Raw genomic sequence first — 13,357 nt, 5'->3', positions numbered from 1 at the left:
CGGCTCCAGCCGGGAAGGGAGTGGCACGCTTGCGCGCCCTTCCCGGCTAAAGCAGAGCGCCGCCCAGTCAGTCCTACGGGCACCCGCCATACGGTTTATCCAGTACCTCATCCTTGTCTTGTGCCTTCTCGGGCTCGGTGACCGGCTCTGCTTCCGTTGCCGGCTCTGTCGTAGTCTGCTGCATCTGATCCTGAACCATTTGCTCATCAACCCGTGGGTCAAGCGCGACCACCAACGGTGAACTGGCCATGCTGTCGGGCATTGCAACGTGCTGCAACGGTGCATTCTCGACTTCATGCAGGCGAGTGACGGCTTTGGGCCGGATCAATACGACGAGTATCCCGGCGGTGACGCAGATGAAGGCATAAAGCATATTGCCGCCAAATGCCTGCATCAGCACCCCGGCCAGCAGCGGACCGACACTGGCGCCAATGCCGTAGGTCATCAGCAACATGGCCGTCAGCGATACCCGGTGATCCGCCTCGACATGGTCGTTGGCAAAGGCCACCGCCAGCGGATAAAGGCTGAACTGCATCAGCGCTGCAATAAAGCCGATGACAAACAACACCTCCACCGGCACCCCGTTCAACACCACCAGCGGCAGGCTGGCCAGGGCCAGCAAGCCTGCAAATACGCGGATCAGTTGCGAGCGGTCATAGCGGTCCGACAGCAAGCCCAGCGGCCACTGCACGACAAAACCGGCCATGATGCAGCAGCCCATGAACAGACCGACCTGCTCGGTCGACAAGCCATGGCTGGCCGCATACACCGGTGCCAGACCGTAGAAGGCGCCCAGGCTCAAGCCTGCACCCAGCACGGCGGTCAGCGACTGCGGCACCCTTTTCATGAAAAACAATGGCTCAAGCGGGGCCGGGCGCATGGGCGCCGGGTGAATGCTGCGGGTCATGGCCACCGGCACCAGGCACAGGGCAAAGCACATGGCGACCAGCATCAACAGCTCCGGGCCCAGTTGCGGGTGCACGACCAGAATCAACTGGCCCAGCACCAGCCCCAGGTAAGAGGCAATCATGTAGCCGCTAAAGACCATGCCGCGCTGTTTGGCGCTGGCCTGTTCGTTGAGCCAGCTTTCGATGACCATGTACTGGCACATCATCCCCAGGCCCACGATCATCCGCAGCCCCAGCCAGGCCGGCAGCCAGTCGGTCATGCCATGACCCAGCACCGCCGCGCCGACGATGCCGGCGCAGGTCGCATAGGCGCGAATATGCCCTACGCGGCCGATCAAGCGGTGGCCGATCTTGCCGCCCAGCACCAGACCAAAATAGTTGGCTGCCATCAACGAACCGACCCACAGGCTGTCGACCTGATCGGCGGCCAGGCGCAAGGCCAGATACGTACTCAGCAGACCGGAACCGATCAGCATCATCAGTGAAGCGAAGTAAAGCGCTCGAAAAGACTTCCAGATTTGGCGCATGGTATTCCCGACTGCCTATAAAGAGTCGCCCGCACGGGCGTGGTCGTACATCAGGCCCCTGCCAGACCGGCAGGGTTCACAATCAGATCTGGCTGCCCAGCACCCGTCGTTCCCAAGGGGTTATTTCATCCAGAAAGCTGGTCAGTTCCAGGGTCTTGCTGGCGATGAAGCCTTCGATGAAGGTGTGGCCGAACAGTTCCCGCGCTCGTGTACTGCGTGCAAGACGGCGCAACGCCGATTGCAGGGTGTCGGGCAAGGTCAGGTGCTCGGGCACCTCGATCTCGCCCTGCAACGCTGCCGTCGGCTCAAGCTCATGTTCGATGCCATACAGGCCGGCCGCCAGGCTGGCGGCAATGGCCAGATAGGGATTGGCATCGGCGCCCGGCAGGCGATTTTCGACGCGCCGCGCCTCGGGCACACTGGCCGGAATGCGCAGCCCCGCCGCGCGATTGTCAAAGGACCAGCACGCATTGTTGGGCGAGGCATAAGGATGGAACAGCCGCTGGTAGGCGTTCACATTCGGCGCGAACAAGGCCGTGAATTCGGCCAGACACGCCTGCTGACCACCGATAAAGTGCCGAAACATCGCGGTTGGCTGGTCGCCGGTGTCGTTGAACACATTTCGTCCCGATACGGTATCCACCACACTCTGGTGAATGTGCATCGAACTGCCGGCCGCGTGCGCCAGCGGCTTGGCCATGCACACCACCGACAGCCCATGCTTGAGCCCCACTTCCTTGAGCAGATGCTTGAACAAAAAGGTCTGGTCGGCCAGTAACAGTGGATCGCCGTGCAACAGGTTGATCTCGAACTGGCTGACGCCCATCTCGTGCATCACCGTGTCGATGGGCAAGCCCAGCGCCGCCATGCACGATCGCACCTCGGCAAAGAACGGCCGCAGGCCGTTGTGGGAGCTGACACTGAACGCCGAAAAGCCCTGCTCGCGACGACCGTCCAGCCCTACAGGCGGCACAAAGGGCTGCTGCGGGTCGGGATTATGAGCGAACACATAGAATTCAAGCTCGGTGGCCACCACCGGCGCCAGGCCGCGTGCGGCATAACGGCCGAGCACCGACTTGAGCAGCGCCCGGGTCGACAGGCCACAAGGCTGGCCATCGAGTTCGTCGGCGGCGCAAATGGCCAGGGCCCGTGGCGTGTCGCTCCAGGGCAAGCGGTAAACCTGCTGCGCATCGGCCACCAGCGCCAGGTCGCCGTCGTCGCTACCGTAAAAGCGCGCCGCCGGGTATCCGCCCATCACACACTGCAACAGCACGCCACGGGCCATTTGCAGACGCCGCCCGGCCAGAAAGCCCTCGGCGGTCATTACCTTGCCTCGCGGCACGCCATTGAGATCCGGCGTGACGCACTCCACTTCCTCCACCCCGTCCAGCACGTGAGTCATGACAGGGCGCTCATTGCAGGCCATCCTTCGATCCTTCGCTATTCAGTCCGCCCGGCGGCAAGGCGTACACCATAGGCGGCGCGCAGCGAGGATTTCAAGCATTGCCATGCAATTACGCAGGGTTAAACGCTACAGCTGTCCAGGAACGACCTCTACGTGTGAGCGTCGACCGATCGGCGTCTTCAAGGCAGATAAATACTGAACCGGCCGCCACCCAGCGCACCGCCGTTGGCGATTTCGATGCGGCCTTGCACGCCATTGCGCTGGTGCAGGCGGGCGATGTGCGAGGCGAAGTACAGGCCCAGGCCGGTGCTGCCGCTCAGGGCGTTGATGCCCTGCACGTAATCGGTCTGTTTCTCGATCATGTGCGCGGGGTAGCCCGGGCCGTCGTCGTTGATGCTGATGCACAACTGACCGTCCTGCTCGCCGACTTCGACGGCAATTGCCTGGCGGGCAAAACGGATGGCATTGACCAGGATATTGCTGACCACCGAGCCGACCAGTTCGCGGTCGAAGAAGCCCAGCGGAATCAGATCGTCGATCTCGAAGCCTGCGCTGATGCCGCGGCTATCGAGCACTTCCTGGTGGTGGGCCAGTTGCGCTTCGATGAAGTCATCGAGCTCATGGTAATCGGGCCGCAACGGCAACTGGTTGACGCCCAGTTTGTAGAGCCCCAGCAACTGCACGAGCATGCCGTTGAGGTTGGCGAATTCATACTCGATCACCCCGTGCCCCGGCGTGTTGCGCAGCTCGACAGGCAGCTGCGCCTGCCACTCGCTGTGGGCGCGGGTCAGGGTTGCCAGGGAATTCTTCATGTCGTGCACGGTGGAGGCAATCACCATGGAAAAATCCAGGCCCTGCTCTTTATCGCTCATCGCCAAATGCCCTTTCTTTGAGTTTCTGATAACGATCGAAACGCGGATCGCTGTCGGGCATTTTGCCAACCATGTTCAGGCAGGCCCGACACTCTTGAGCTGCCTCTGGCCCCAGGTTCTGTCCGGGGTGCAAAAGCGACTGTGCCAGATTCAAGGCAATACTGATGTTTTTCGGTTGCAGGGCCAGTGCCTTGCGGAACAGATCCTGGGCCTCGCCCAATTGGCCGGCCTTGTAGCAACGCACGCCTTGAACGTTGATGTCGATGGCGGCCTTGTTGGCACCCAGAATCTCAGGGTCATCGGTCAGGCGCGCCAGGCTCTTCATCACCTGCGGGTCGTCGCCGTAGATTTCCGCTGTGCTCTTGAGCACGCCGGCACTGGCCGCCGGCTGCCCCAACTGATTGAGCTGGGTCGCCACCGTCAGGGCCGCGTTGGCGCTGAGGAACTGGCTCATCTTGTCCAGCCGCCCGACCGCCTGCTCGGTGAGTTTGCCCGCGGTTTCAGGGTCCGACTGTTGCAGGCTGGTGGCCTTCATCAGCCGGGCACGGACCTGCAAGCCTTCATCGCTGGTATGTTCCTTGGCGACTTCACCCAGCGCCTGGTTGATTTCCACCCGGGTACGGGCATCCAGGCCGCCATCGCCACTGCGGCTGATCAGCGCCTGCGCCAGGCCAAGATTGGTTTCCGGGTCCTTGAAGCGTGAATGACGTCCCTGGCTGACCGCCTGGCGATAGGCCTTGGAGGCGCTGTCGAAGTCATTGTTGTCCAGTGCCAGTTTGCCCAGCAGCGTCTGCCGGCGCACTGCCAGAGGCGACAGGCGCACCGCGGCTTCAAGCACATTCTGCGCACGCTTGAGCTCGCCACGCGCCACCAGCACGTCAGCCAGGCCATCGAACAACGCCGGAAACATCGAAAACGCTTTGGTCGCCTGCTCATAGACCGCCAGCGCCTCGCTGGTCTTGCCGCGCTTGAGCAACAGGCTGCCGAGCATGCCGAACGCCCAGGGCGTCGGGCGGTCGGCGATGATCGAGGTCAGCAGCTTGTGCAACGGTTCGAACTGGTTCAGATCACGCAGGGCGCAGGCCTTGTAGCGCAGGCACAAAGGCGCCAGGCGCGGGTCTTTCTGAGTCAGTTGCGTGCAGGCGGTCAGCACCTCGATCGGCTTGGACCGGTCCAGCGCCTGCATGATGGGCTTGAGCAGGGTCTTGCGCTGCACCAGCTTTTCCAGGCGCTGAGACAGGCCTGCGCGGTTGAACGGCTTGGTCAGGTAGCCGTCGGGCTCCCATTCCAGCGCGCTCATGACCATCGCCTGGCTGTTTTCGGCGGTCACCATGATGAACACGCTTTCGTGACTGAGCAGCCGCTCGGTCATCAGGTCTTCAAGCACCTGCTGACCGTTCTTGCGGCCATCGCCCAGGTTGAAATCGTGCAAGACAAAGTCGTAACGCTTTTGCGAGCATTGGCGCAGGGCCTGCTCGCCGGTGTCGGCGGTATCCACATCCTTGACGCCCAACTCACGCAGCATCGACCTGACCGAGCTACGAAAATCGGAAAAGTCGTCAACGATCAGAAAGCTTTTTTGGTTGTACGCCAGCATCCAGAATCCTGTTTTCATAGAGTGCAAAGCCGGGCGCGACTGCCTGGGCTCAGGAGTAATGCCGGTTGCGAGGGCGCAGATGATATCTAACAGCAACGTGCCATCAAACAGATTTCCACAGGGCGTTGTGAACCTGCAGGCCCACAGCGCTCTAGAGGTTTTCGACCAAAGGTGCAGAAACTATAGAAGCAGATCTCACTGCGCGAGACATTGCGTCCGCGCAGCCGGTGAAAAAGAGACCTGGCTCACTGTATTCAGGCGAGTGGCAAGCGCGGTTCAGGACCAACCGTCGTTGCGTTTACGCCGGCGCGTCAGCGACGGCAGGATCAGGCCGACCAGCAGTCCTGCGCCGGCAATGCTGCCGCCATAGACCATGTAGCCCATCAGCGCCTGCTGGTTTTCATTGCCAAGGCGGGCCTGGGCGTCGCGCAGTTCGGACTGCGCCTGGCTCAGTTGCTCGTTGAGGCCCTTGTTGCGGGCTTCCAGTTCGTCGACCAGCGATTTGCGCGAGTCCAGGGTTTCCTGCATGCCCTGCACACGCACCTTCCAGGTGTCGTCGATCTTGGCCAGTTGACCGGTCAGTTGCGCAACTTGCGCGGTCAGTTGTGGCAGGCGCTCGGACTGGCCGGGCTCTTCCTGCAAATCGCTGGTGAGGATGAAGACCGTGCTACCGCCCTCGCCGCGGATCTGGCTGTAGGCGCCCTGAGTGGAAAGCAGTTCGACTTTCTGACCGGACTTGAGGGTGCCAACGATGCGGTGCCCATCGGTCGGGCCGCTGCGCACATAAGTATTGAGGCTGTCGCTGATCCAGCGATCGTTACCGGCAGCCTGCACCAGTTGTGGGGCCAGCAGGCCGAGTGCTCCGATCAGCAGCCCGCGCTTGAGGGCGTGGCGCGAGGTCGCAAAAGAAAACAGGCCGCAAATGGGAGCCCGCAGTGCGGAAAAATGACGAGGCATGGCAATGACTATCTTCGCTGGATAAAACAAAGGCCGCGATGAACGGGCCGGCGCACGATGGGCATCAGGTGGCGGACAGCGCCCTGCGACTGAACTATCGGGTAGAACACATCGCAGAACACACGCCAATCCATCAGCCTACAGACCTTGCAAAATGGCTCAGGTTCATTATTGGCGCTTTGAACGACCACCTGAATGGTTTGGTTTGCTTTCCTGTCCGGCTGCCAGCAAGAATACGGCTCAGGCGTGAACATCTGCGATGCTCACCATCCTGATGCTTGCCACCCGGGGTGTTCAGCCTTGGCCGCATGGCATCGATCTAATGGAAAATAGAATGATCCCAAGAAATGTGATTAACGCCTCGGTCAGCCCAAAAGGCAGCCTTGAAACCCTGTCTCAGCGTGAAGTGCAGCAACTGAGCGCCGCCAGTTCCGGCAGCGTCTATACCCTGTTTCGCCAGTGCGCCCTGGCCATTCTCAATACCGGCGCCCATGTCGACAATGCCAAGACCATTCTGGAAGCCTACGAGAGCTTCGAAGTCCGTATTCACCAGCAAGACCGTGGCGTGCGCCTTGAGCTGCTCAATGCCCCGGCCGACGCTTTCGTCGATGGCGAAATGATCGCCAGCACCCGGGAAATGCTGTTCAGCGCCCTGCGCGATATCGTCTACACCGAAAGCGAGCTGGACAGCCAGCGCATCGACCTGAGCACCTCGCAGGGCATCACCGACTACGTGTTCCACCTGCTGCGAAACGCCCGCACCCTGCGTCCGGGCGTCGAGCCGAAACTGGTGGTGTGCTGGGGCGGCCACTCGATCAACACCGAAGAATACAAGTACACCAAGAAGGTCGGCCACGAGCTGGGCCTGCGCAGCCTCGATATCTGCACCGGTTGCGGCCCTGGCGTGATGAAAGGCCCGATGAAGGGCGCGACCATTGCCCACGCCAAGCAGCGCATTCATGGCGGCCGCTACCTGGGCCTGACCGAGCCGGGCATCATCGCCGCCGAGGCGCCGAACCCGATCGTCAACGAGCTGGTGATTCTGCCGGACATCGAAAAGCGCCTCGAAGCCTTCGTGCGCGTCGGCCACGGCATCATCATCTTCCCCGGTGGCGCGGGCACCGCCGAAGAATTCCTGTACCTGCTGGGCATCCTCATGCACCCGGCCAACCACGACCTGCCCTTCCCGGTCATTCTCACCGGCCCGAAAAACACCGAACCTTACCTGCGCCAGCTCGACGCCTTCGTGCAGGCGACTCTGGGCGAAGCGGCGCAACGTCATTACCAGATCATCATCGACAACCCGTCGGAGGTGGCACGGCAGATGGCCCAGAGCCTCAAGACGGTCAAGCAGTTCCGCCGCGAGCGCAACGACGCGTTCCACTTCAACTGGCTGCTGAAAATCGACGAAAGCTTCCAGCACCCGTTCGACCCGACGCACGAGAACATGGCCCAGCTCAAGCTCAGCCATGAACTGCCGCCGCACGAACTGGCCGCCAACCTGCGCCGCGCCTTCTCTGGCATCGTCGCCGGCAACGTCAAGGACAAGGGCATCCGCCTGATCGAAGAACACGGCCCGTACCAGATCCACGGCGATGCTTCGATCATGCAGCCGCTGGACAAACTGCTACAGGCGTTCGTCGAGCAACACCGGATGAAGTTGCCGGGCGGTGCGGCCTATGTGCCGTGCTATCAGGTGGTGAGCTAGGGCACCTCTAAAAACTACCTGCGTTGCCATCGCTGCGTTAAAAACAGGCTCGGAATGCTCATTGACAACCCGTAAACTCCGCTTCCTCGCCTGTTTTTGCCTTGCGCTGACTGCCTCGCCTACGTTTTTAGAGGCGCCCTGATTATCAGCGCGAGGTCCGAAACTGCCTGGGCGACATGCCGGTGGCGCGTTTGAAAAAACGTGTGAAATACGCCGGCTCCGAGAAGCCCAGGCTGTCGGAGACCTGATTGATGGTCATCGTGGTGTACACAAGATTACGCTTGGCCTCCAGCAGCAGGCGCTGGTTGATCACCTGCAACGCCGACTGATCGCTCAGGCGGCGGCACAAGGCATTCAGGTGCGCGGCGCTGAGGCCCAGGCGCCGGGCGTGCTCGTCGATGGGCCAGTGCAGGCGAAAGCTTGCTTCCAGCTGGTGCATGAACGCCTGCACATGTTCTCGCCCGCGGTCCGGGGCACCGGCTTCACGGGCTGCGGCCTGCTGGTGACCACGCCGGCTCAACCAGACCATCAGCATATTGATCAACGATTGCAGCATCAGGTCGCGGCCACTGCGCGGCTGGCGGTATTCGTCGGCAATGGCATTGAACAGGCTGTCGAGTTGCGCGCTGTCCTCACCCGGCACATGACACTGCGCCACGCTCAAATGCAGGCCGTCGAGCACGGCTTCCAGTTGTTCCACCAGCGGGCTGGCCAGGCTGAGAATATGGCCCTGAATGGTCTCGGCAAAACGAAAGGTGTGCACGCTCAAGGCCGGCACCACCTGCAACGCCGGGCCTTGCACCTCACGCACTTCATCCTCGACCTTGAGCAACGCCTGCCCCGACTGCACGTACAGCAACTGCACCAGATCACTGTGCCGGTGCGGCTTGATCTCCCAGTCGTGCAGGCTGCTGCGCTCCGGGATCGACTCACAGTGAATCAGGTCCGGCGTCGGCCAGGCGGCGGTTTCGCCATACAGCTTGAACACCGGAACAGGACTGGCAGCGCGCTTGGACATGGCCAGGTCAATCCTCGAAAAGTCCAGATAATGCGCTCGATAGTGCCTTCTTATACGCCACCTATCCATTAAAAATGCAGGAGATAAAAACAACGACATCTCGCAAGCCACCGGCATTGCCGAGATACAGACAGGATAAAAACAATGAAAACCCAAGTCGCAATCATCGGCTCAGGCCCGTCCGGGCTGCTGCTCGGTCAACTGCTGCAGCGTGCCGGCATCGATAACATCATCATCGAACGCAAAGACCCCGATTACATCCTCTCGCGTATCCGCGCAGGCGTGCTGGAACAAGGCATGGTCGACTTACTGCGCGAGGCTGGCGTCAGTGCGCGCATGGACGAACAAGGCCTGGTACACGACGGTTTCGAGCTGGCCTTCGACGGGCGCTGCGAGCGCATCGACCTCAAGGGCCTGACCGACGGCAAAACGGTCATGGTCTATGGCCAGACCGAAGTCACCCGCGACCTGATGGAAGCCCGCCAGGCCGCTGGCGCCGTGACCCTGTACAACGCAGACGATGTGCAACTGCACGAACTCAAAGGCGAGCGTCCCTACGTGACGTTCATGCAGAACGGCGAAAGCGTGCGCATCGATTGCGACTACATTGCCGGCTGCGACGGCTTTCATGGCGTGTCGCGCCAGTCGATTCCGGCCGACAGCCTCAAGACCTTCGAGCGCGTCTACCCGTTCGGCTGGCTGGGCGTGCTGGCCGACACCCCGCCGGTCAATGAAGAGCTGGTCTACGCCAACCACCCGCGCGGCTTTGCCCTGTGCAGCATGCGCTCGGCGACACGCACCCGTTATTACGTGCAGGTCGGCGCCGAGGAACAGGTCGAGAACTGGTCGGACGAACGCTTCTGGACCGAACTCAAGACCCGCCTGCCCGAGCACCTGGCCGAACGCCTGATTACCGGGCCCTCGATCGAAAAAAGCATCGCACCGCTGCGCAGCTTCGTCGTCGAACCGATGCAGTACGGCCACCTGTTCCTGCTCGGTGACGCCGCGCACATTGTGCCGCCCACCGGCGCCAAAGGCCTGAACCTGGCGGCCAGCGACGTCAGCACCCTGTATCACATCCTGCTCAAGGTCTACCGCGAAGGCCGCACCGACCTGCTGGAACGCTACTCGGCCATCTGCCTGCGCCGCGTCTGGAAAGCCGAACGCTTCTCGTGGTGGATGACCTCGCTGCTGCACAAGTTTCCCGACACCGACGCCTTCAGCCAGCGCATCCAGCAGACCGAACTGGACTACTACATCGGCTCACCGGCCGGCCGCCAGACCATCGCCGAAAACTACGTCGGTTTGCCGTACGAGGCCATTGAATAGGCCGGGCGGGAGAACCGTAGGAGCGAGCAAAGCTCGCGAGCACTTATGCACAGTCGACACAAATGTGTCAGTTTTACTGACGCTTTCGCGAGCTATCGCTCGCTCCTACGTATTCCATTACAGCAAGCCGTCAGGCCGTCGCCGCCGTGCGGGCGGCCGATGGCCGGCTCAGGCGCAGGGCAACCAGGCTGCCGACGATGGTCAATGCGGCCAGCGAATACAGGGCCATGGTCGTCGAGCCGGTCTGGTCCTTGATCCAGCCCACCAGGTACGGGCTGAGAAAGCCGGCCATCTGCCCGATCGAGTTGATCAGTGCCAGCCCGCCCGCCGCCACGCTGGCGCTCAGCAGCGCGGTGGGCAGTGGCCAGAACATCGGCAGACCGGTCAGTGCGCCCATGGTTGCGATGCACAAGCCGGCAATGGCGATGACCGGCACCGTGGCGAAGTTGGCGGCGATGATCAGCCCGGCCGCGCCCATCAGCATCGGCACCACCAGATGCCAGCGGCGCTCGTTACGCAAGTCGGCCGAGCGACCGACCAGCAGCATGAACACACCGGCCAGCAGGTACGGAATCGCACTGATCCAGCCAATCACCAAGGCATCGCTGAACCCCAGGTTCTTGATGATCGAGGGCAGCCAGAAGTTGATCGCGTAGACGCCGCTCTGAATGCAGAAGTAGATAAAGCCCAGAATCCAGATAATCGGCATGGTCAGCACGCTGGCCACCGAGGTGTTGGTCTGTTTGGGGCGGTTCAGCTCATCGTTGGCCACATCGGTCTTGACCCGCTGACGTTGCTCGGGGGTCAGCCAGGCGGCGTCTTCGACCTTGTCGCACAGCAGTTTGAAAGCCATTACGCCCAGCGCAACGGTCGGCAAGCCCTGGATCAGGAACATCCACTGCCAGCCCTGCATGCCGCCCTGGCCCAGTGCGAAGTGGTTGAGAATCCAGCCAGAGAACGGCCCGCCGAGCAGGCCCGACACCGGGATGGCGCACATGAACAGCGCCATGATCCTGCCGCGGCGCTGGTTGGGGTACCAGCGCGACAGGTACAACACGATGCCGGGGAAGAAGCCGGCTTCGGCCATGCCGGTCAGAAAGCGCAATACATAGAATTCGACCGGTGTAGTGACGAACAGCAGACAGGTCGAAAACGTGCCCCAGGTGATCATCATCAGGCCGATCCAGCGCCGTGGGCCGAAACGGTTGAGCGCCAGATTGCTTGGCAGCCCGCACAACACATAGCCGATGAAAAAGATCCCGGCCCCCAGGCCGTATACCGTTTCACTGAAATTCAGGGCATCGAGCATCTGCAACTTGGCAAAACCGACGTTGACGCGGTCCAGATAGTTGAACAGATAGCAGATGAAGATAAAGGGGATCAGACGCAGCGTGATCAGGCGATAGACCTGATTGCCTTGCACGTCATCAGCCTCGCGAATCGGCGAGTTGGACATGGTGTGTTCCTCAGAGCTTGTTGTTTTTATGAAGCTTGCGGGGCAGCCAGTCGATCATAAGAGGGCGTCAACAAAAACGCTTTGGAGGTTTGCACAGCAGGAATGGGGTTTTGTCAGGCGTACGCACAACGGCAATCGCCTGGCCGACATTGCGCTGGCCAGGCTCACGTATGAATCAGGGCTCGATACGCTTGAGATCACGCAGCAATTCAAGCAGTTGCTGCATCTTTTCTTCGCCGAACTGCGCCTGGATGCGCTGGTAGTTGCGCTCCATGTCTTCGCTCATCGAAACGAAGCACTGCTGGCCCTGCTCGGTCAGGCCGACCAGCATGCGCCGCTGATCGTGGGCCGGTTTCCAGCGCCGCACGATGCCATCGCGTTCCAGGCGTGCCAATACGCCGGTCATGCTCGGTTTGAGGATGCAGGCCTGATCGGCCAGCTGGTGGCTTTCCATCTCGCCCTGCTGGCGCAGGATACGAATGACCCGCCATTGTTGTTCGGTCAGGCCGTGCTCATTGAGCGACGGGCGAAAAAACGCCATCGCCGCCTCGCGGGCCTGTAGCAGGGTAAGGGTCAGGGAAGGTCTTGGGATGGGCATGAGCATTCGCGGTTCGGGTAATCAGGCTGTGGGCCGGGACTATAGCCGACACGTAATTAACAAGTAAACGAACAGTTGGCCGTGCTTATGCCGGTTGCCGCTGCCGATACTCGCCCGGTGTCATGCCGGCGTAACGGTGAAAGAAGCGGCTGAAATACGCAGGGTCCTTGAAGCCCAGGCGATAGCAGATCTCGTTGGCCGACAGCCCGGTGAACAACAACAGGCGCCGCGCCTCTTGCATCAGGCGTTCGAGAATCAGGCGCTTGGACGGCAAGTCGGCGATGCGCCGGCAGACATCGTTGAGCCGCGCTTCGGTCACGCCAATGCCGCTGGCGTAACGCGACAGCGACCAGTGCTGCTGGTAATGGGCTTCGATCAGCTCATTGAAACGATGAAAAATCTGCAGGTCTTCATGCCGCGCCGGCTGCGCCTGCAACGAACGCGCGCAGAGCCTGAGCAGGCTGGTCATGATCAACTGGGTCAGGCTGTCCAGCGCCGAACCGCGCCCGGCGCGCTGGCCGTTGATTTCCTCGCGCAGTTCTTCGAACAGAAACTCCAGGCGGCGAATCTCGCCGGCAAATTCCGGCCCCAGCCGCGACAACGCTACACAGGCGGCCGGCAATTGCGCACCGGGCGCCAGCGTCGGGTCGGCTTCGATCAGTGCCCACACAAGCTGCTGACGCACAGTCAGCACATGGCCGTCGCTGTCGGGCTCGGTGACGAACGAGTGCGGGATGGTGGGCGGCGTCAAGAAAAACATCGGCCCGGATTCGACGTACTGCTGGTCGTCCAGATACACCCGCACTGTGCCGCTGTTGACGTAGTGCACCTGAAAGAAACGGTCATGGCGATGCACCGGCATGTTGCGACCGAAAAAGCCGGCCAGGTTGCCGAGTTTGTCGTAGTGCACCTCGGCGTCGCTGTAGCGCTGGTCGTAGACCTTGCCAATGTTGATGTTAGGGATCGGCTGTCGATCGTTCAT

Annotated in this window: 11 protein-coding genes; 2 read left to right on the top strand and 9 right to left on the bottom strand. The window is 61.4% G+C overall.

Annotated elements, in window-relative coordinates; translation table 11 throughout:
• Positions 1 to 73 precede the first annotated feature (73 nt).
• The 5 genes from ACYAS9_RS05465 to ACYAS9_RS05445 form a co-directional block, all read right to left on the bottom strand.
• On the bottom strand, positions 74 to 1,435 hold the full coding sequence (locus ACYAS9_RS05465) for an MFS transporter (RefSeq protein WP_463567306.1): 1,362 nt from the start codon (positions 1,433 to 1,435) through the stop codon (positions 74 to 76).
• Positions 1,436 to 1,517: 82 nt separating this feature from the next.
• The gene (locus ACYAS9_RS05460) at positions 1,518 to 2,759 is read right to left on the bottom strand and encodes a glutamine synthetase family protein (protein ID WP_463567415.1); all 1,242 of its coding nucleotides are present in this window, start codon (positions 2,757 to 2,759) and stop codon (positions 1,518 to 1,520) included.
• Positions 2,760 to 3,019: 260 nt separating this feature from the next.
• On the bottom strand, positions 3,020 to 3,712 hold the full coding sequence (locus ACYAS9_RS05455) for a sensor histidine kinase (RefSeq protein WP_463567305.1): 693 nt from the start codon (positions 3,710 to 3,712) through the stop codon (positions 3,020 to 3,022).
• Positions 3,702 to 5,309 (bottom strand): response regulator, encoded by a 1,608-nt coding sequence (locus ACYAS9_RS05450; protein WP_463567304.1) that lies wholly within the window; start codon positions 5,307 to 5,309, stop codon positions 3,702 to 3,704. The genes ACYAS9_RS05455 and ACYAS9_RS05450 overlap by 11 nt, the downstream gene beginning before the upstream one ends.
• 276 nt (positions 5,310 to 5,585) lie before the next feature.
• Complete coding sequence (locus ACYAS9_RS05445; RefSeq protein ID WP_463567303.1) at positions 5,586 to 6,266, bottom strand: TIGR04211 family SH3 domain-containing protein; 681 nt, start codon at positions 6,264 to 6,266, stop codon at positions 5,586 to 5,588.
• A gap of 334 nt (positions 6,267 to 6,600) precedes the next feature.
• On the opposite strand from ACYAS9_RS05445, the gene ppnN reads away from it, so the two are divergent.
• Entirely contained in the window at positions 6,601 to 7,974 is a 1,374-nt protein-coding gene (gene ppnN / locus ACYAS9_RS05440; RefSeq protein ID WP_463567302.1) for a nucleotide 5'-monophosphate nucleosidase PpnN, read from the top strand.
• Positions 7,975 to 8,119: 145 nt separating this feature from the next.
• Here ppnN and ACYAS9_RS05435 read toward each other — a convergent pair whose 3' ends face one another.
• On the bottom strand, positions 8,120 to 8,992 hold the full coding sequence (locus ACYAS9_RS05435) for a helix-turn-helix domain-containing protein (RefSeq protein ID WP_463567301.1): 873 nt from the start codon (positions 8,990 to 8,992) through the stop codon (positions 8,120 to 8,122).
• Between the two features lie 144 nt (positions 8,993 to 9,136).
• Here ACYAS9_RS05435 and pobA point away from each other — a divergent pair, with 144 nt between their 5' ends.
• Positions 9,137 to 10,321 carry a 4-hydroxybenzoate 3-monooxygenase gene (gene pobA / locus ACYAS9_RS05430; RefSeq protein ID WP_463567300.1) on the top strand — a complete coding sequence of 395 codons (1,185 nt, stop codon included), beginning with the start codon at positions 9,137 to 9,139 and terminating at the stop codon, positions 10,319 to 10,321.
• 130 nt (positions 10,322 to 10,451) lie between these two features.
• Here pobA and ACYAS9_RS05425 read toward each other — a convergent pair whose 3' ends face one another.
• From ACYAS9_RS05425 to hpaA, 3 genes are all read right to left on the bottom strand, one after another.
• Positions 10,452 to 11,777 (bottom strand): MFS transporter, encoded by a 1,326-nt coding sequence (locus ACYAS9_RS05425; protein ID WP_463567299.1) that lies wholly within the window; start codon positions 11,775 to 11,777, stop codon positions 10,452 to 10,454.
• A 175-nt stretch (positions 11,778 to 11,952) separates the two neighbouring features.
• Complete coding sequence (gene hpaR, locus ACYAS9_RS05420) at positions 11,953 to 12,375, bottom strand: homoprotocatechuate degradation operon regulator HpaR (RefSeq protein WP_463567298.1); 423 nt, start codon at positions 12,373 to 12,375, stop codon at positions 11,953 to 11,955.
• 85 nt (positions 12,376 to 12,460) lie between these two features.
• Complete coding sequence (gene hpaA, locus ACYAS9_RS05415) at positions 12,461 to 13,357, bottom strand: 4-hydroxyphenylacetate catabolism regulatory protein HpaA (protein ID WP_463567297.1); 897 nt, start codon at positions 13,355 to 13,357, stop codon at positions 12,461 to 12,463.

Source organism: Pseudomonas sp. HP_08 (assembly GCF_055284095.1).
Note: the sequence above shows the minus strand (reverse complement) of the source record. Positions and strands in the feature narration are given on the sequence as shown.